At 71.0% G+C, this 19,119-nt stretch carries 14 protein-coding genes and 2 tRNA genes; 5 read left to right on the top strand and 11 right to left on the bottom strand.

Annotated features, from left to right (window positions below; genetic code table 11):
* Positions 1-95: 95 nt before the first annotated feature.
* Positions 96-3,242: an efflux RND transporter permease subunit gene (locus F1D61_RS12785; protein ID WP_203158338.1), complete on the bottom strand. Its 3,147-nt coding sequence runs from the start codon at positions 3,240-3,242 to the stop codon at positions 96-98.
* Between the two features lie 249 nt (positions 3,243-3,491).
* Here F1D61_RS12785 and F1D61_RS12790 point away from each other — a divergent pair, with 249 nt between their 5' ends.
* Together F1D61_RS12790 and F1D61_RS12795 are read left to right on the top strand one after the other, a co-directional pair.
* On the top strand, positions 3,492-4,745 hold the full coding sequence (locus F1D61_RS12790) for an efflux RND transporter periplasmic adaptor subunit (RefSeq protein ID WP_246775850.1): 1,254 nt from the start codon (positions 3,492-3,494) through the stop codon (positions 4,743-4,745).
* Between the two features lie 194 nt (positions 4,746-4,939).
* A complete protein-coding gene (locus F1D61_RS12795) occupies positions 4,940-5,416 on the top strand; it encodes a hypothetical protein (protein WP_203158340.1) in 477 nt (158 codons plus the stop codon).
* 18 nt (positions 5,417-5,434) lie between these two features.
* Here F1D61_RS12795 and F1D61_RS12800 read toward each other — a convergent pair whose 3' ends face one another.
* The 6 genes from F1D61_RS12800 to F1D61_RS12825 form a co-directional block, all read right to left on the bottom strand.
* A complete protein-coding gene (locus F1D61_RS12800) occupies positions 5,435-6,187 on the bottom strand; it encodes a DUF2459 domain-containing protein (RefSeq protein ID WP_203158341.1) in 753 nt (250 codons plus the stop codon).
* A 323-nt stretch (positions 6,188-6,510) separates the two neighbouring features.
* Positions 6,511-9,222: a valine--tRNA ligase gene (locus F1D61_RS12805; RefSeq protein ID WP_203158342.1), complete on the bottom strand. Its 2,712-nt coding sequence runs from the start codon at positions 9,220-9,222 to the stop codon at positions 6,511-6,513.
* Positions 9,223-9,495: 273 nt separating this feature from the next.
* On the bottom strand, positions 9,496-9,846 hold the full coding sequence (locus F1D61_RS35070; RefSeq protein ID WP_203158343.1) for a PopZ family protein: 351 nt from the start codon (positions 9,844-9,846) through the stop codon (positions 9,496-9,498).
* 460 nt (positions 9,847-10,306) lie between these two features.
* Positions 10,307-11,728 carry a TolC family outer membrane protein gene (locus tag F1D61_RS12815; RefSeq protein WP_432443261.1) on the bottom strand — a complete coding sequence of 474 codons (1,422 nt, stop codon included), beginning with the start codon at positions 11,726-11,728 and terminating at the stop codon, positions 10,307-10,309.
* Between the two features lie 640 nt (positions 11,729-12,368).
* Entirely contained in the window at positions 12,369-13,022 is a 654-nt protein-coding gene (locus tag F1D61_RS12820; RefSeq protein ID WP_203158344.1) for a protein-L-isoaspartate O-methyltransferase family protein, read from the bottom strand.
* Between the two features lie 160 nt (positions 13,023-13,182).
* Positions 13,183-13,256: transfer RNA gene (locus tag F1D61_RS12825), tRNA-Cys, on the bottom strand.
* A gap of 252 nt (positions 13,257-13,508) precedes the next feature.
* On the opposite strand from F1D61_RS12825, the gene F1D61_RS12830 reads away from it, so the two are divergent.
* Positions 13,509-13,584 (top strand) — tRNA-Asn (locus tag F1D61_RS12830).
* Between the two features lie 214 nt (positions 13,585-13,798).
* Positions 13,799-13,975, top strand: a complete 177-nt coding sequence (locus tag F1D61_RS12835) for a DUF1328 domain-containing protein (protein ID WP_048431004.1) — start codon at positions 13,799-13,801, stop codon at positions 13,973-13,975.
* 103 nt (positions 13,976-14,078) lie between these two features.
* Here F1D61_RS12835 and F1D61_RS12840 read toward each other — a convergent pair whose 3' ends face one another.
* Positions 14,079-14,294 (bottom strand): hypothetical protein, encoded by a 216-nt coding sequence (locus F1D61_RS12840; RefSeq protein WP_203158345.1) that lies wholly within the window; start codon positions 14,292-14,294, stop codon positions 14,079-14,081.
* A gap of 545 nt (positions 14,295-14,839) precedes the next feature.
* On the opposite strand from F1D61_RS12840, the gene sseA reads away from it, so the two are divergent.
* Positions 14,840-15,682 (top strand): 3-mercaptopyruvate sulfurtransferase, encoded by an 843-nt coding sequence (sseA, locus tag F1D61_RS12845; RefSeq protein ID WP_203158346.1) that lies wholly within the window; start codon positions 14,840-14,842, stop codon positions 15,680-15,682.
* 239 nt (positions 15,683-15,921) lie between these two features.
* Here the strand turns inward: sseA and F1D61_RS12850 are convergent, their stop codons facing one another.
* The 3 genes from F1D61_RS12850 to F1D61_RS12860 are packed head-to-tail and all read right to left on the bottom strand — an operon-like array spanning position 15,922 to position 19,119.
* Positions 15,922-16,740 carry an amino acid ABC transporter ATP-binding protein gene (locus tag F1D61_RS12850; RefSeq protein ID WP_246775851.1) on the bottom strand — a complete coding sequence of 273 codons (819 nt, stop codon included), beginning with the start codon at positions 16,738-16,740 and terminating at the stop codon, positions 15,922-15,924.
* A gap of 8 nt (positions 16,741-16,748) precedes the next feature.
* On the bottom strand, positions 16,749-17,900 hold the full coding sequence (locus F1D61_RS12855) for an amino acid ABC transporter permease (protein ID WP_203158347.1): 1,152 nt from the start codon (positions 17,898-17,900) through the stop codon (positions 16,749-16,751).
* A gap of 7 nt (positions 17,901-17,907) precedes the next feature.
* A complete protein-coding gene (locus F1D61_RS12860) occupies positions 17,908-19,119 on the bottom strand; it encodes an amino acid ABC transporter permease (RefSeq protein ID WP_203158348.1) in 1,212 nt (403 codons plus the stop codon).

The following is a 19,119-nucleotide window of genomic DNA, read 5'->3' on the forward strand; positions in this document are numbered from 1 at the left end:
ACTTACCGAGGACCCTGCCGGCCTTGCGTAAATGAAAGCGTAACGGTGGCTCCGGTGCGAGTCCCGTCCACCGCCGTCCACAGGGTTCGGGCGCCCTATTCCGCCGGCTGGGCCGCGCGGTCCGGCTCGGGTGCCGCCTTGCGCCCCCGCCCCTCCGCCAGCCGCTCGGCCGCGACGTAGAAGACCGGGGTGACGAACAGGGTGAGCAGGGTCGCCACCAGGAGCCCGCCGATCACCACCGTGCCCATCGAGATCCGGGCATTGGCGCTGGCCCCGCTCGCGATGGCAAGCGGCACCGAGCCGAGGATGAAGGCGAAGGAGGTCATCAGGATCGGCCGCATCCTGAGGCGCACGGCATCTTGCGCCGCCGTGACCGCGTCCTCGCCCTTGGCCCTGAGGTCGCGGGCGAAGGAGACGAGCAGGATCGCGTTCTTCGCCGCCAGCCCGACGAGGAGCAGGAGGCCGATCTGCCCGAAGATGTCGAGGGGGAGATCCCGCAAGGCGAGCGCCCCGACGGCCCCGAACAGGGCGAGCGGCGTCACCAGGATCACCACGAAGGGCAGACGCAGGCTCTCGTACTGGCCGGCGAGCAGCAGCACGATCATCACCACGCCGAGCCCGAAGATCAGCGGCGCCCAGCCGCCGGCGATCTTCTCCTGGTAGGCGACCTCGGTCCATTCCACCGCGTAGTCGGTCGGCAAAGCCGTGCCGGCCAGGCGCTCCACCGCCGCGATGGCCGCGCCCGAACTCGCGGTCTCGGCGGTGTCCAGCGCGATCTCGATCGCCGGGTAGGTGTTGTAGGACAGGACCGCCGTCGGCCCGCTGACGAAGTGCGGGGTCACGAGCGCGCCGATCTGCACCGGCTCGCCGTTCTTGTTCGGCACGGTGAGCCGCGCCAGATCCTCGAAGGTGCGCCTGCCTTGCGACTCGCTCTGGACGTAGACCTGGTAGACGAAGCCGAACTTGTTGAAGAGGTTGACGAAGGACGAGCCGACATAGGTGCCGAGCGCGTCGAACAGGGATTGCAGGCTCACACCAAGCTGCTCGGCCTTGGCCCGGTCGATGTCGAGGCGCAGCTGCGGCACGCCGTAGCTGGTGGTGGCGGTGGCGCCGCCGATCTCCGGCAGTTTTTTCAGTTGCGCGATGAAGCCCTCGGCGGTCTTGGCGAGCGTGAGCCCGCCCTCGCCGCTGCGGTCCTGCAATTCCAGCGTCAGGCCGCCGCGGGAGCCCAGCCCCGGCAGCGGCGACGGGTCGACGATGCGCAAAACCCCGTCCGGGTGGTTCTTGAACTGCTTGCGGAGCTTCCCGATCACCTCGGAGACCGTCTCCTCGCGCTCGTCCCAGGCTTTGAGGGTCGGGATCTGGAAGCCGTAGAACGGCGCCGTGACGTCGGCCAGGATGCCGCGGCCGGCAACGCCAATGGTGCCGGCGGCGGAGGGCTGGTCGAGGACGGCACGCCCCACCTCCTGCACCATCGCGGCGGTGCGGCCGACGGAGGCGCCCTTCGGCATCGCGATGTCGGCGAAGAAGTAGCCCTGGTCCTCCTGCGGCACGAAGGCGCTCGGGCGGCTCGTCACCATCCAGGCGGTGAGCCCGGCGAAGGCGAGGAAGACCAGCCCCGTCGCGACGAGGTGGCGCGACAGGCGCCCGGCCGAGCCGACCGCGAATCCGGTCGCCCGGTCGAGGACGGCGTTGAACCACCGCAAGGGCGCCCGCCAGCGGCTCGCCTGCGCGGTCTTGTCGTGGGGCTTCAACAGCAGGGCGCAGAGCGCCGGCGTGAGCGTGAGCGACACGAGCGCCGAGATCAGCACCGAGATCGCGATGGTGAGCGCGAACTGGTTGTAGAGCTGGCCCGTCAGCCCCGGGATGAAGGCCACCGGCACGAACAGGGCGGCGAGCACCAGGGTGGTGGCGATGACCGGGCCCGCCACCTCGTTCACCGCCTCACGGGCGGCCTCGCGGGGCTCTTGGCCCTCCTCCATCAGCCGCTCGGTGTTCTCGACCACGATGATCGCGTCGTCGACCACCAGCCCCACCGCCAGGACGAGGCCGAGCAGGCTCAGGGTGTTGAACGAGAAGCCGAGCGCCGCCATCGGCCCGAAGGTGCCGATGAGCGCCACCGGCACGGCGATCGACGGGATCAGGGTCGCGCGCCAGTTCTGGAGGAACAGGTAGGTGATGACGACGACCAGCACGATCGCCTCGATCAGGGTCTTGATCACCTCGTGGATCGAGGCGGTGACGAACTCGGTGCGGTCGAGGGCGATCCGGTATTGCAGGCCCGGCGGAAAGCGCTTGCCCAAGTCAGCCATGGTGGCGCGCACGCCCTTCATCACCTCGACGGCGTTGGCCTCCGGGTTCTGGAACAGCCCGAGCGAGGCGGCGGGCTTGTTGTCGTAGGTCGAGCGGCTGCCATACTGCTCCGAGCCGAGCTCGACCCGGCCGACGTCGCGGATGCGCACCACCGAGCCGTCGGGATTGGCCCGGATCACGATGTCGGCGAATTCCCGCGCCTCCGTCAGGCGCCCCTTGGTGACGATCTGAAGCTCGAAGGCGGGGGCGTCGCGCACCGGCTCCTTGCCGAGGGAGCCGACGGTGATCTGGGCGTTCTGCTGCTCGACCGCCTGGACGATCTGGCTCGGGCCGATGCCCAGCGCCTCCATCCGGGCCGGATCGAGCCAGATCCGCATCGCGTAGCGCTGGTTGGAGAAGTTGACGATGCGGCCCATGCCGGTGACCCGGCGCAGGGGCTTGATCACCTGGGTCTCGGCCCAGTTCGACAGGAACAGCTCGTCGTAGCGGTTGTCGTCGCTGAAGAGCACCACGTTGCCGAGGCGCTGGCGCGACGACTTCACGATCTCGAGGCCCTGGTCGCGCACCGCCTGCGGCAGGCGCGATTCGGCGCGCTGGGCCCGGGTCAGCACGTCGGCGGCGGCCGCGTTGAGGTCGGAGCCGACCTCGAAGGTGGCGTCCAGGTTGACGCTGCCGTCGGCGTTGCTGGTCGAGCTGATGTAGATCAGGCCTTGCGCGCCGTTGATCTCCTGCTCGAGCGGGATCGCGATCGCCTCGTAGGCCTGCTGCGCCGTGGCGCCCGGATAGGTCGCCTGGATGTTGATGATCGGCGGCGCGATCTCGGGGAACTGGGCGATCGGCAGCGAGAACCCCGCCACCGCCCCGATCAGCGTGACGAGCACCGAGATCACGCCCGCCAGGACGGGCCGGTCGACGAAGTAGGCGAACATCCCGCGTCCCGGTGAGCCGCCGGGACGCCGCCAGGACCCCCGCCGCGAGCCGGGCTCGGGGCCGGCCCCGGGGCCTGCGACGGTATGGTGATTGTCTCTCGTGCAACGTGATCGCGTTCGACGGAGTTCCCCTCGCGGTGACCGTGCGGAGACGAGCCGGCAACCGTGCCGCATCATTCGTCGTCGGCGGTCGTCCTCCTGCGTCGTCCTCCCGGGCCGGCTGGTCCATCGACTCAAGGGTTCAGCATCGTGCGAGCCGGTTTTCGCAACGGCCTCATCGCCCTGACCGCATTCGGCGCCGGGGCCGGCCTGTGGTGGGGCCTCGGCCATCCGCTGCCCGCAGGCATCGCCGGCGCCCTGCCCGGCCCGGTGGCGCAGCTCCTGGCGCCGCGGGCCACTCCGAAGGCCGATGCCAAGGCGTCCGAGGCGCCGGAATTCGACGTCGCGGTGGCGCGGGCCGCCGCCGAGACCGTGCCGGTCGCCTTCTCGTATACCGGCACGGTGATCTCGCCGAAGGACGCCGCGCTCCAGCCCCGGGTCACCGGCGTGGTGGTGGAGCGGCCCTTCGAGCCGGGCGGCCACGTCAAGCAGGGCCAGGTGCTGTTCCGCATCGACCCGCGGCCGTTCGAGGTGGCGTTGCGCACGGCCGAGGCCCAGCGTGCGCAGGCGGCGGCGCAACTCGCCTTCGCGGATGCCGAGGTCGACCGCACCCAGCCGCTCGCCGACAAGGGCTACGCCTCCGAGCAGCGCTTCCAGCAGCTCGAGAGCAACCGCCAGGTCGCCCGCAGCCGGGTGCAGGAGGCCGAGGCCGCCATCGCCCGCGAGAAGCTCAACCTCGACTACGCGGTGATCCGCGCCCCCTTCGACGGGCGCTCCAGCCTCTCCGACGTCAATGTCGGCGACAACGTCAACGCGAACGCGACCCAGCTCGTCAGCGTCGTCCAGGTCGACCCGATCGAGGTGCAGGTGGCGCTCTCGGCCGAGGATTCGGAGGCGGTGCGCGCGGCGCTCAAGGAGAACCGCGCCTTCATCCGGATCCTCGACAGCCAGGGCAAGCCGGAGCGCAAGGCCACCCTCTACAAGCTCGACAACCGGTTCGATCCCCGCACCGCCCGCCGCCTGGTCCGGGCCTGGCTGCCCAATGCCGACGAGCGCTACCTGCCGGGGGAATTCGTGCGCACGCAGGTGCAGGTCGGTACGCAGGAGCGCCTGATGGTGCCGACGATCGCCCTGTCCTCCCAGCTCGACCAGCGCATCGTCTGGCGGGTTGGGGACGACGGCAAGGTGGCGATGACCCCCGTCACCACCGGCGCGGAATTCGGCGACCGCACGGCGATCCTGAAGGGTCTCAAGGCCGGCGAGCGCATCGCGACCGACCACCTCCAGCTCCTGCGCCAGGACCAGCGGGTCGGAATCGCGCGGCAGGAGAGCGAACGGGAGGACAAGCAGGCCCGGCAGGCCGCCAACGAGCCCGCCGAGGGCCCCGGCCGCACCGTGCGCTGACGCACAGCGTCAGAGCTTGCTCCCGCGAAAGACCGGGCGCTACGGTTGGCGGGACGACCCCGCCACGGCCCGCGAGCGACCGGCCCCGCATGACCTCTTCCGAGACCGCGTCTCCCGCTGCCGCAAGTCCCGAGACCTCAACTCCCGAGACCTCGAGTCCCGAAACGTCGGCTCCCGAGGTTTCGCGGGAAGAGGTGTCGCGGGAAGAGGGTTCCCCTGCCGGAACCGCGGGCTCTCCGCCCCCGCCCTCGTCCGGCGCCCCGCGCTTCTCGGTCGTCACCGCCGGGCCGGACGAGGTCGAGCTCGTGGTGGCGTTCGGGCCCCGGGACTACGCGGTGCGCCTCTCGCCTGCGGAAGCCGCCGAGCTCGGCGTGGCGCTGCTCGCGACCGCCTCGGTGGCGGCGGATGTCGCCCAGGACGTGCCGGCGGGCACGCGGGTGGAGAACTGCTTCTTCCCGGTCCTCGGCTGGATGGCCGGCGAGGTCGGCCCCGGGGTTCCGGCCCTCGCGCTGCGGCTCGCCGAGGGCACCGAGATCGCCGTCCAGTTCGACCGCGCCGCCGCCCGGGCCTGCGGCCGCGACCTCGCCCGCAGCGGCCGGGTGCCGTGGCGGGAACGCCTGCGGCGCGTCTTCCGACGGTCCGTCGTGCCGGCCGGTCCCCAAGGCGCGTGAGCGCCCAAGTACCGCTCCTCAGGGCGCGTGAGCGCCCGCGCGCCAGGCGAGATCGAGGACGAGGCCCCGCGGCAGGGTGTCGAGGAGCGGCGTCACCGGGACCCCCGCCGCATTGAGGAGCCCGGCGCTCCAGTGGTTGCAGACGGCGAGCAGGCTGAAGCGCCCTTCCGCCGCGTAGAACAGGCTCGGACCGTAGAGGCCGGGGCCCAGCACCACCGGGTGGCGATCGCGCATCGTGACGGCACGACCGAGCGCTGCGGCGAGGCGCCGGAAGCCGGCCTGCGACAGCCGCAGGGTCACGATCTCGGCACCCGGAAACGCGGCCTCGGGCTCGGCCGCGACCCCGACCACGTGCAGGACCGCCGGGCGGCCGCCCGGGGTGAACAGGGCCCGCAGCGCCAGGCGCCCGTCGAGGGCCTCGACCGTCGGCACGGTGCGGTAGAAGCCGGCATCACCCCAGCCGATCTCCAGCGCCGGATAGGCGCGGAAGCGCTCGGTCACCTCCAGGAGCGCCCCGTCCCCGGCTTCCTCCGCCGCCCGGGCGAGGTCTTCGCGCGGCAGCAGCAGGCCGGAATGCCAGGCCCCGGCGACGAGCCGCACCGTCACCGCCGCCTCGCCGGGGGGCGGCGGGTAGAGGGTCGGGTCGCGGGGCCGGGCGGTGAGCCAGGCGGCCAGGACGAGGGTGACGACCACGGCGACGAAGACGATGGCCGCCCGCGTCAGCGGACTTGCGGTGGCAAGCCAACGCTTCGTCGGCTTGCGTTTTCGCATTGCCGGAGCCCGTTCGATGGATCTCTACAGATATCGAACCCACCGCGTCATTCCGGGGGCCGCGAAAGCGGAGCCCGGAATCCAGACGCACAGTTGGCAGAGAATAATGCGGGACGTGGTCCGCTCTGTCCTGAACCATCCGCGGTTCTGGATTCCGGGCTCCGCTGTCGCGGCCCCGGAATGACGAGGAGGGTGTCAAGACTGTCGACCGGATCGAACAGGATCTTGCGGAGTTTCGTCGCAAAACCGGTCACGACTTTTGCGAAATCTGCCGAGCGCGTGGCGGCCCATCAGGGTCGGGCCGCCACGCCGTCCCGGGCCGGTCAGCCCTGGAGCCGCCCCAGCGCGTCCCGCACCTTCTCGCGCCGCGCGATGGCGGCGTCGCGGCGCTCGCGCTGCTCCTCGACCACCTCCTCGGGGGCGCGGGCGAGGAAGTCGGCATTGCCGAGCTTGGCGTCGATCTTCCCGATCTCGCCGTCGAGCTTGGCATCCTCCTTCTTCAGCCGCGTCACCTCGGCGGCGAGGTCGACCACGCCTTCGAGCGGCAGGGCCGCGACCTCGCCGCGCACGATCAGCTGCACGGCGTTGCGCGGGCTCGCGTCAGCGACGTCGATCGAGGCGATGCGGCCGAGGCGGCGCACGGTGTCGCCCCAGCGCGCCACGCGCTCGCGCACCGCCGCGCTCGGGGCCACCAGCACCAGGGGGATCTGGGCGCCGGCCGGCACGCTCGTCTCCGAGCGGGCCGAGCGGATCTCCGAGACGAGGTCGACGACCCAGCCGATCTCGGCCTCGGCCTCGGGCTTGCTGAGCGCGCCGAGATCCGGCCAGGCGGCGAGCGCCAGCAGCCCGCGCGCGATGCCCGCCTCGCGGGCCTTCGTCGCCCACAATTCCTCGGTGAGGAACGGCATGAACGGGTGCAGCAGCACGCAGATCTGGTCGATCAGGTAGGCGATCGTCCGCTGCGTCTCCTCCTTCGCCGGCCCGTCCTCGCCCTGGAGCACGGGCTTGGCCAGTTCCAGGTACCAGTCGCAGAACACGTTCCAGACGAAGCGGTAGGCGGCGTTGGCGGCATCGTTGAAGCGGTAGGCCTCGATGGCCCCCGTCACCTCGGCCACGGCGCGGGCGGCCTCGCCCAGCGCCCAGGCGTTCAGCGTCTGGCTCACGTCCGTTGGCGCGAAGGCGGGATCGAGCCGGCAGCCGTTCATCTCGGCGAAGCGCGCGGCGTTCCAGAGCTTGGTCGCGAAGTTCCGATAGCCCTCAACGCGTTGCACCGAGAGCTTGATGTCGCGTCCCTGCGCCGCCATGGCGGCCAGGGTGAAGCGGAGCGCGTCGGCGCCGTAGCGGTCGACGAGGTCGAGGGGATCGACCACGTTGCCCTTCGACTTCGACATCTTGGCGCCCTTCTCGTCGCGGACGAGGGCGTGGATGTAGATCGTGCGGAACGGCACTTCATCGAGCGCGTGAAGGCCGAGCATCATCATCCTGGCAACCCAGAAGAAAATGATGTCGAAGCCCGTCACCAGCGCGCTGGTCGGGTAGTAGCGGGCAAGCTCGGGGGTCTGCTCCGGCCAGCCCAGCGTCGAGAACGGCCACAGGCCGGACGAGAACCAGGTGTCGAGCACGTCCTCGTCGCGGCGCAAGGCGACCGGGCGGCCGTGCTTTTCGGCGGCCTGGGCCAGGGCCTCCTCCTCGCTCCCCGCGACGAAGCAGTGGCCGTCCGCGTCGTACCAGGCCGGGATCTGGTGGCCCCACCAGAGCTGGCGCGAGATGCACCACGGCTCGATGTTCTCGAGCCACTGGAAGTAGGTCTTCTCGTAGGTCTCGGGCACGAAGCGGGTGCGGCCGTCGCGCACCGCCTGCAGGGCCCGCTCGGCCAGCGGCTTGACGTTCACGTACCACTGGTCGGTGAGATACGGCTCGATCACCACGCCCGAGCGGTCGCCGTGCGGCACCGCATGGGTGTTGGGCTCGATCGCCACCAGCCGGCCGCGCGCCTCCATGAGCGCCACGACCTGCTCGCGGGCCTTGAAGCGGTCGAGGCCGTGCAGGGCCAGGGCCTCGGGCTCCGGGCTGGAGCCGTCCAGGAATTCCGCGTTACCCTCGAGGCTTATGCGGGCTTCCTCATCCAGGATGTTGATCTGCGCCAGCCCGTGCCGGCGGCCGACCTCGAAATCGTTGAAGTCGTGCGCCGGGGTGATCTTGACCGCGCCGGTGCCCTTCTCGGGATCCGAATACTCGTCGGCCACGATTCTGATCAGGCGGCCGACCAGCGGCAGGCGCAGGCGCTTGCCGACCAGCGCCCGGTAGCGCTCGTCCTCCGGATGCACCGCCACCGCGGTGTCGCCCAGCATGGTCTCGGGCCGGGTGGTGGCGACCGTGATGGTCTCGCCGGTCTCGCGGCCCTCCTCGTCCACCACCGGATAGGCGAAGTGCCAGAGATGGCCCTTCACCTCGACCTGCTGCACCTCGAGGTCGGAGATCGCGGTCTGGAACTTCGGGTCCCAGTTCACCAGGCGCTTGTCGCGGTAGATCAGCCCCTGCGCGTGCAGGTCGACGAAGACTTTGAGGACCGCCTTCGACAGGCCCTCGTCCATGGTGAAGCGCTCGCGCGACCAGTCGCAGGAGGCGCCGAGCCGCTTGAGCTGGTTGACGATGGTGCCGCCCGATTCCGCCTTCCACTCCCAGACCCGGCGGACGAATTCCGGCCGGCCGAGCGAGCGCCGGTCGGGCTGCTGCTGCTCGGCGAGGCGGCGCTCCACCACCATCTGGGTGGCGATGCCGGCGTGGTCGGTGCCGGGCTGCCACAGCACGTCCTTGCCGCGCAGGCGCTCGAAGCGGGCGAGCACGTCCTGGAGCGTGTTGTTGAGGGCGTGGCCCATATGCAGCGAGCCCGTCACGTTCGGCGGCGGGATCATGATGCTGTAGGGCTCGGCGCCGGCCCGGTCCGGGCGCCCGGCCCGGAAGGCCTGCGCCTCCTCCCACTCGGCGGCGATGCGCGCCTCGACGGCGGCGGGATCGAAGGTCTTGTCCATCATCGCGAAAGCGCCACTCGCAGGCCTCCCGGGGCGCGTCCGCCGGATGGGACGCGGGCCGCACGGGCGCCGGATCTTGAGACGAAAAAGGCCGGCCGCGCGAGCGACCGGCCCCGAGACCGCTTTCAAGCGGACCCGGACCGTTCCGTCAATGGGAGCGCGCCCGCGAACCCATGCGGTTTCCGATCGATCGCTTCGCGATGCGGAAACCGGCTTCGCTCAAGGGCCGCGCAGGCCTGCCGATCCGGTTTCCGGACGGATCGTCCGGAGATCGGATCAGCGGCCGCGCGCGACGCGCTCGATCTCGGCGCGCACCAGGCGCTCGACCATGACCGGCAGGTTGTCGTCGAGCCAGGCCTTCAGCATCGGGCGCAGCATGTCCTGCACCAGGTCCTCGAGGGTGCGGGCGTTGCGGGTCAGCACCGTGTTGGCCAGGAGGTCGAAGGCGTGGCCGACCGTGGCGTCGGTCGCCTGCGACAGGAGGCGGTCCTCCATCGCCTGCGGGGCCGGCTCCGGTGCCGGCGGCGGCGCGACGGCCTTCGGGGGCGCCGGCGGCGGCGCGGGCTCCGGCTCGATCTCGATGGCGTCGAAATCCATCGGCCCGTCGCGGAAGGCGATCTCCGACATCGCGTCGATGTCGTCGAAGCTCGGCGCGGGCTCGGGGGCTTGGGCGGCGGCGCCTCGGCGACCGGCTTCGGGGCCGGCCTGGGCTCGGGTTCCGGCAGCTTGGCCTCCGGCGGCTTGGGCTCCGGCGGCTTGGGGGCGGGCTTGGCCACCATCGCGAGGTCGAGCACGTCGTCCTCGTCCGGCTCGAGGTCCGGCACCGCCATCGGCCGCGACCCGGCGGCGGGCGGCTCCGCCGGCTTCTGGTCGTCGGCGATGATGCGGCGGATGGAGGCGAGGATCTCCTCCATCGAGGGTTCCTGCGACTGCGTCTTGGGGCTCGCGGCGCTCATCCGGCTCAACGCTCGACTACAGGGGATCGGGGGTCGTGAGGTACGCAGTATTCCACAGGGCCGGCCGCGCACAAGCGACGCGGCCCGCCGGACTCACAGGAAGGCGCGGGGGCTGCCCGCACCCGCCCCGGTCAGCGGCCGTCCGGCGTCCTTACGCCGTACCACAAATCCTTGACCTGATCGTAATGCTGCTTGGCGCTGTATTGTGCCACCGGGACGCTGATGAAGCGCGTGGTGAGGCGGCCGACGGTCTGCACCACCTGGTAGGAACCCACCACCCGGTCGCGCTGGGCGGCGATCAGGCTGACGCGGGCGCTCAGGAGCTCCTGCTGGGCGTTCAGCACGTCGAGGGTCGTGCGCTGGCCGACCCGGGCCTCCTCGCGCACGCCGTTCAGCGCCACCTCGTTGGCCTGGACCTGGGCCTGCGAGGCGATGACGCGGGCCTTGGCCGCCTCCAGTGCCCCCCAGGCGGTGACGATGCCGGCGCGGACCTGGTCGCGGGTCAGCTCGGCCTGGAGCCGGGCCTGTCCGACCTGCTCCTTGGCCTGGCGGATCTGCGCGTATTCGGCGCCGCCCTGGTAGAGCGGGACCGAGACCTGGCCGACGATCGAGCCCTGGAAGAAGCGGGTATTGGCGATCTGCTGGTCGAAGACCTGGGCGGCGTTGCCGCTCAACGAGACCGTCGGGTAGAGCGACGATTCGGCGATCTTCACCTGCGCCTCGGCCGCGTCGACCGAGTGGAGGGCGGAGAGGATCGCCGGGTGCTCCATCAGGCCGATCTCGACCGCCGCCGTCAGGGTCGAGGGCACGAAGCGGTCGATCGGGCGGCCGGGGGCGAGCTGGCGCGGCTCGACGCCGATCACCTGCCGGTAGGTCGCGATGCTGGTGCGCAGGTTCGCCTCGGCCAGGCTGACCTGGGCCCGGGCGCCGGCGAGCCGCGCCTCGGCCTGGGCGACGTCGGTGCGGGTCACCTCGCCGACGTTGAAGCGGTCGCGGGTCTGGCGGAGCTGCTCCTCGAGCACCTCGACGTTGTTGCGGTTGAGCTCCAGCGTGGCGGTGTCCGCCAGCACGCTCATATAGGCCTGCGCCGCCGAGAACAGCGTCGTCATCTCGGTGTTGCGCAGGGTCTCGCGGCCGCCGAGCACCTGCGACTCGGCCTGCCGGGTCTGGTTGTCGGTGCGAAAGCCGTTGAACAGCGTCTGGGTGACGGAAAGGCCGGCCGAGCCCGGGATCAGGGTCTGCTCGGACTCGCTTCCGACCCTGCCGTTGGCTCCCAGCGCCGCCGCACCGAGCTTGCCGGAGACGTGGCTGACGCCGACGCTGGCCTGCGCGCTCACGGTCGGGCGGTAGCCCGCCAGCGCCCGCGGCACGTTCTCGTCGTTGGCGCGCTGGCCGGCGCGCTGCGCGTTGAGCGTCGGGTTGCCCGCATAGGCCCGCGCGAGCGCGCTATCCAGGGTTTCCGCCGCAGCGCCCTGGCCCGCCACGGCGAGCGCCATGACGGCGAACCCGCCGAGCCGAAGCCCGCGGAACGCCCGAGTTCCTGTGTCAGTCACGCCTGTCTACCCTGTGCGGCCAGCTCACGATCGACCGGTTCGTCACCGCGGGCGGCGGAGCCGGCTCGTCGCATCGCTGTGCCCACCTCGAGCGTGACATTAGCCGAGGGTTCCGCCGGGAGCACCGCCCCCGCGCCGTGGATCACAGAGTTTGGCCGGCGGTGCCGCATAAAAGCGACAGGTGCCTCTAGGGAAATTCGGGGCGTCGGGCCGGCGATTCGCGGGCTCTCCCGCGTCCTGGGCGCCGGGCAGCGCGCAACCTGCAAGAGCCTGGTAAACGAAACGTTTTCGCGCACGGTCCGACCTGGTCGCCGCGCCTCGACCGGCCGGCTTAAGCCGCCCGTCTGGACGCCGGACCGGGGCCGGGACGGCCTGCCCGGACGGGGCACCAAGGGAAATCCGTATCCGGGGCCCGGGACGGAGCCGCCGACGGGCTCATCCGATCGGTGGAGGCACCACCCTCTTCCGGTGGTGCTTCGCGAATGGTCCCGGGTCGGGCGCGCGGCCGGCCCGCGCCCGGAGGTCGTACGACCTCCGATCGCTCGCTCCGCAAGGCGGAAGCCGGCGTCGCGCGGGGAGCCTCCGGCTCCCCGCGCGGGCCGACGATCGGAATCCCGGACAGGCTCTTCCGGAATCCGGATCAGAACGCGAAGCCGGCCTCGGCCGCGAAGGCGCGCAGGGGCGGCAGGGTGGCGTCGAAGAGCGGGCGCGAGCCGAAGGCGTCGCCCGAGCGCACCCACAGGGTCGCCTTGGCCGGACGGCCCTGGCCCTGGACGCAGGCGAGGCGCCCGCCGTCGGCGAGCTGGTCCAGCAGCGCTTTCGGGCGCTGCTCGACCTGGCCCTCGACCAGGATCGCGTCGTAGGGGGCGCGGCTGGATGCGCCCTTGTCGAGCGGGCCGACCTCGACGGTGACGCCGTCGCCGAGCCGCTCGCGCGCGGACGCCGCGAGGCCGGGGAGCGCTTCGAGGGCGACGACCTCGACGCCGAGGCGGCGCAGCACGGCGGCGCCGTAGCCGAGGCCCGTGCCGACATCGAGGACGCGCTGGCCGGGCTTGAGGGCGAGCGCCTGGATCAGGCGCGCCAGGACCATCGGGGCCGGCATGAAGCGGGTCTCGCCCTCTTCCGTGCCGACCGCCTGGGGCTGGTCGATATAGGCGAAGGCTTCCCGGTCCGCCGGCATGAACCGCTCGCGCGGGACGGCGTCGAACGCGTCGAGGAGCGCGATGTCGGTCACGTCGAACGTCCGGAGCTGGCAATCGACCATGAGGCGGCGCGCTTGCGCGTAGTCGAGCATGAACGTCTCTGGAGAGCTTGAGCGACGGCCAAGCCGCGACGGTCAAGCCGCCGGGCGACGCGGTTGTGGTGGATCGCCGGCCAAAAGGCAAGGATACGAAAAAGCCCGGTCTCGCAGGCGAGAGCCGGGCCGATCTGCATCGCAATCAGAAGGAGAAGGGTGGAGGCCTCGCCCGGAATCGAACCGGGGTGCAAGGATTTGCAGTCCTCTGCGTAACCACTCCGCCACGAGGCCATCCGGGCCGGCTGCAGCCGGCGATCGGGCGGGCCGTGCTTCCGAAGAGCACCGGCTGCGCCGTCTCCCCGGCGTCGGGCGGACAACCCGGGGACGAGGGGTCATTAGCAGAGCCCGCCCCGGCTCCGCAACAGGGTTCGGACGGCAAAACCGCGCTCGAGGGGGTGAAATGAGCCGGCTCGCAAAAATCGCGTCCGGCACCGACAAATCCCTTGCGCGCCCTCCCCGCCTTGGGTAGTGCTCCCGCCGCGATCCCCGATAGCTCAGTTGGTAGAGCAGGCGACTGTTAATCGCCTTGTCGCAGGTTCGAGTCCTGCTCGGGGAGCCACTCCCTTCCGCACAGCGTTGAAGCTCACGCACGCCGCCCGCCCCGGGCCGGCGCCATTTCGCGTTGTCGGGTCTCACGGCCGGCCGCCGTGTTTCATCCGAAAAAATCGACGGAACCTGTGGCCCGGTCCGGTGGTTTCTCGTCCAACTTGCTGCAACGCTTCCCAGCACGGCGCCGCGAAGCATTCCAGCAGCTTTCGACACGGGAGTTTCCAATGATCGGCTGGGCTATCACCTTCCTCGTCGTCGCCCTCGTCGCGGCTCTGCTGGGCTTCGGCGGCATTGCCGGCACCGCCATGGAGGCGGCCAAGATCGTGTTCTTCGTGGCGATCGTGCTGTTCGCCGTCTCGGCGATCTTCGGCCTGATGCGCGGCCGGTCGCCCCGAATCTGACGTTGCGACGGCGGGCGGGCCCTGAGGGCCCGCCTCCCCGGACCAGGGCGGCCCCGGCGGGGCCGCCTTTTTTGTTGGCAATGCCCTCCGAAGCCGTCGGTGCTCAGCCCTCGGCCGCGCGAAGCAGCCCCTCGGCCGGCGCCGTCCGCGCCCGGCGCGGCACCAGCCGATGCACCGTCGCGGATCGCAGGGGGCGCGAGGCCGCCGCGCGGGCGTCGCGCCGGTCGGCCAGCAGGATCGCCGCGGCGAGGTAGCCCAGCGAGGAGACCTCGATCCTGTCGGGGCGGATCGGCCATTCGAAGCGGGCCGTGGCATTCATGCGAACCCTCCCTGTCATGCTTCTGCTCGCAGCCGAGGCGGCCGCCCCACGGCATCCGGACGGATCCGGTCGGTCCCTCGCCGCGGACGGGCGGGCCAGGCAGCCCTCGGAGTCTCACCGCCTGGCCCGTCGACCACGCCCGGCCGTGCAAGGGAGAGTGAACACGGCGGGTGCAGTGAAAACTCTCTGGCAAGCGCCGTGCCAGGGCGCGGCCGGGAGCGTCGCAAGGAGCAGGGTGCGCGGGCGGGCATCGGAGACCGGCTTCTCCCAAGAATCGTTTCCCAAGCATCGGATCAAAGATCAGGACGCCCTCGTTCTAGGCAGGCCGTGCCGCCCGCTCGACAGCATTTGCTAAAAGCCGTCCGCCGCTTGCGGGCATGGTCCGGCGGAGACGTGGACGCGAGACGACGCGCTCGGCGGAACGGCATCCCAGGCTCGGGGGCGCCCCGATGAGAATCGCCGCCGGACGGGTGGCGGCGGCGCCCGGAAATCGGGCACAATGCCCGCGACGGGCCATCGTGCCCCCTACTCGGAGACGGACAGGCATGTCGATCGGCCCCTTCGTGACGGCGGACTGGCTCGCAGAGCGGCTCGCGGCGCCCGACATCGTCGTGGTCGACGGGTCCTGGTACCTGCCGGCGATGGGCCGGGATCCCGAGGCCGAGTTCCGTGCCGGCCACATCCCCGGTGCCCTGCGCTTCGACATCGACGCGGTGAGCGACGAGGCGAATCCCCTGCCCCACATGCTGCCGCGGCCCGAGGTCTTCGCCTCGCGGATGCGCCAGATGGGCATCGGCGACGGCATGACGGTGGTGGTCTATGACGGGATGGGCCTGTTCTCGGCCCCGCGGGTGCGCTGGACCCTGAAGGCGTTCGGCGCCCGCGACGTCGCGATCCTGGACGGCGGCTTCCCGGCCTGGATCGCCGGCGGGTATCCGGTCGAGGAGGGCGAGGCCAAGCCCCGCGACCGGCGCCACTTCACCGCCCGCCTCGATCACTCGGCGGTGGCGAATGTCGGCGACGTGCAGCGGGCGCTCGCCGGCCAGGCCCAGGTGGTCGATGCCCGCTCGCCCGCGCGCTTTGCCGGCGAGGAGGCCGAGCCGCGCCCCGGCGTGCGCCCCGGCCACATGCCCGGCGCGCTCAACCTGCATTACGCCGCGCTCCAGGAGAACGGCCGGCTGAAGGACGAGGCGCGGTTGCGCGAGGCGGTGGCGCAGGCCGGCATCGACCTCGACAGGCCGGTCGTCACCACCTGCGGCTCCGGTGTCACCGCGGCGATCGTCGGGATCGCCCTCGAGACCCTGGGCCGGCCGCCGCGCTCGCTCTACGACGGCTCGTGGACGGAATGGGGCGGGCGGGAGGACCTGCCGGTCGCGACGGGGCGGTAGGGACGCCTTCGCCCGGCCGGGAACGATCGGCGACGATTTCGATATCCTCACGTCATCCCGGGGCCGCGCAGCGGAACCCGGGATCCATAAACGCCGACGTGTCAGGATGGGGCGGGACGCTGACCGCCCTGTCCGGAACCGTCAGCGGTGATGGATCCCGGGTTCTCGGCTGCGCCGAGCCCCAGGATGACGTGGAGGGGGTGGAAAGGCGGGCCTGCGATCGCTTCTTCGCCCCGCCCTCAATGCAGGATCTGGCTCAGGAACAGCCGGGTCCGCTCGTGCTCGGGCGCGCGGAAGAACGCCTCGGGGGTGTTCGATTCGACGATCTGGCCCTCGTCCATGAAGATCACCCGGTCGGCGACCTGGCGGGCGAAGCCCATCTCGTGGGTGACGCAGAGCATGGTCATGCCCTCGTCGGCCAGGCCCACCATCGTGTCGAGCACCTCCTTGACCATCTCGGGGTCCAGCGCCGAGGTCGGCTCGTCGAACAGCATGATCTTGGGCGCCATGCACAGCGAACGGGCGATCGCCACCCGCTGCTGCTGGCCGCCGGAGAGCTGGCCCGGATACTTGTGCGCCTGGTTCGGGATCTTCACCCGGGTCAGGTACTTCATCGCGACCGCCTCGGCCTCGGCCTTCGGCATCTTCTTCACCCAGATCGGCGCGAGCGTGCAGTTCTCCAGCACGGTCAGGTGCGGGAACAGGTTGAAGTGCTGGAACACCATGCCGACCTCGCGGCGGATCTCGTCGATTTTCTTGAGGTCGTTGGTCAGCTCGATCCCGTCGACCACGATGCGGCCGGACTGGTGCTCCTCCAGGCGGTTGATGCAGCGGATCATCGTCGACTTGCCGGAGCCCGAGGGGCCGCAGATCACGATCCGCTCGCCCTTGCGCACGCTGAGGTCGATGTCGCGCAGGACGTGGAAGGCGCCGTACCACTTGTTGACCCGCTCCAGCGACACGGCGGTCGGCGCACTGGCCAGCCGCGTCGCCGAGGTGTTGCGGGGCGAGAGATCCGGATCGGTCTCGGGAAGGTTTTGGACGGGGGAGGAAGCCATCGGGAAGCTCACCGTGTCTGGCCGGCCGCGAGCCGCCGCTCCATGAAGCGGGCGTAGCGCGACATGCCGAAGCAGAAGACGAAATAGAACAGCGCCGCGAAGGCGTAGCCGGTCATCACCACCGTCGGCGCCGCCCAGGCCGGATCGACCCGGGCCGATTCGATCGTGCGGATGAAGTCGAAGATGCCGACGATCGAGACGAGGCTGGTATCCTTGAACAGCGCGATGAAGCTGTTGACGATGCCCGGGATCACGATGCGCAGGGCCTGGGGCAGGATGATCAGGCGCATCCGGTGCCAGGGGCTCAGGCCCAGCGACATCGCCCCCTCGGTCTGGCCGCGGGGGATCGCCTGGAGGCCGCCGCGCACCGTCTCGGCCATGTAGGCGGCGGAGAACAGCGCGATCCCGACCAGCGGCCGCACCAGCCGGTCCACCGTCACGTCGCCGGGCAGGAACAGCGGCAGCATCACGTTGGCCATGAACAGCACGGTGATGAGCGGCACGCCGCGCCAGAACTCGATGAAGATGACGCAGAACAGCCGCACGATCGGCAGCCGCGAGCGCCGCCCGAGGGCCAGCAGGATGCCGAGGGGCAGCGAGGCGACGATGCCGACGAGCGACACGATGAGCGTCACCAGCATGCCGCCCCAGAGCGCGGTCGGCACGGCGGGCAGCCCCAGGCTCGGCACCCCGGCGAGCAGCCCGTAGGAGACGATCGGAAAGATCACGAAGAAGTAGAGCGCACCGAGTGCGCGCTTCGGCGCGTCGAGCCACAGCATCCAGGCGACCCCGAACGCCATCAGGGCGAAGAACACGTTCGGCCGCCAGCGCTCCTCGATCGGGTAGGAGCCGTAGATGAAGTAGTTGATCTTGTTCGCCACGAAGGCCCAGCAGGCGCCGACCGGGCGGCCGATGACCTCCGCCCGGCAGGCGTCGCGGTTCTGTCCGGTCCAGACCGCGTCGATCACCAGGAAGCGCAGGAGCGGCGGCACCACCAGGGCGATGACGGCGAGCGCCGCCAGCGTCATCACGGCGTTGGCCGGGCTGGAGAACAGGTTCCGGCGCAGCCAGGCGATCGGCCCGGCGACCAGGACGGGCGGGGCGGAAGGAGGAATCGCCTCGCGGCGGACGAAGGTGAGGGTCGGGGATCCGGCGCTCATCGGGGGCTCACCGCTCGATCAGCGCGACGCGCCGGTTGTAGAGGTTCATCACGAAGGCCGTGACGAGGCTGATCGTCAGGTAGACCGCCATGGTGATCGCCACGACCTCCACCGCCTGCCCGGTCTGGTTCAGCACCGTGCCCATGAAGACCTGGACGAGATCGGGATAGCCGATGGCCACCGCCAGCGACGAGTTCTTGGTGAGATTCAGGTACTGGCTGGTCAGCGGCGGCACGATCACCCGCATCGCCTGCGGGATCACCACCAGCCGCATGGTCGGGCCGGGTTGCAGGCCCAAGGCGCGGGCCGCCTCGGTCTGGCCCTTGTTGACCGCCTGGATGCCGGCCCGCACCACCTCGGCGATGAAGGCGGCGGTGTAGACCGTGAGCCCGAGGACGAGCGCGACGAATTCGGGATAGAGCTGCATCCCGCCGCGCAGGTTGAAGGTGCCCTTGACCGGATAGTCGAGCGCCACCGGGGCGACGCCGAGAAGCGCCAGCACCCCGTAGGTCAGGAGCGGCAGGCCGATGATGAGGGCGAGACCGACCGCCAGCACCGGCAGGCGCCGGCCGGTCCGCGCCTGCTCCCGCTTCGCCCGGGCCCGGAACACCAGGGTGCCGACGATCCCGATCGCGAGCGCGATGGGCAGCGCCCAGGCATCGGCCGCGAGCAGGGGCTTGGGCAGGTACAGGCCGCGCTGGTTGAGGAAGACCGAGGTGCCGAGCGCGTAGGAATCGCGCGCCCCCGGCAGGCTCGCCAGCACCGCGACGTACCAGAACAGCAATTGCAGCAGGAGCGGGATGTTGCGCAGGACCTCGACATAGACGGTGGCGAGCGTCCGCACGATCCAGTTCGGCGACAGCCGCGCCACGCCGACCGCGAAGCCGAGGATCGTCGCCAGCACGATGCCGATCACCGCCACCATCAGGGTGTTGGTGAGCCCGACCAGGAAGGCGGTGCCGTAGGTCGAGGTGGCGGCGGCGAACGGGATCACCGTCTGGTTGACGTCGAACCCGGCGGTGTTGTTGAGGAAGCCGAAGCCCGAGGCGACGCGGGCGTTGCGCAGGTTCTCGGCGGCGTTGCCGATCGCGATCCAGGCCACTCCCCCCACCGCGAGCAGCAGCAGGATCTGGTAGGCCGCCGCGCGAAAGCGCGGATCGTAGAGGGGCGAGACCCGGGGCGGACCGGACGGCGCATCGGCCGGAAGCTGCGTCGGCAA

The organism is Methylobacterium aquaticum (genome assembly GCF_016804325.1).
Classification (GTDB): Bacteria; Pseudomonadota; Alphaproteobacteria; order Rhizobiales; family Beijerinckiaceae; genus Methylobacterium; species Methylobacterium aquaticum_C.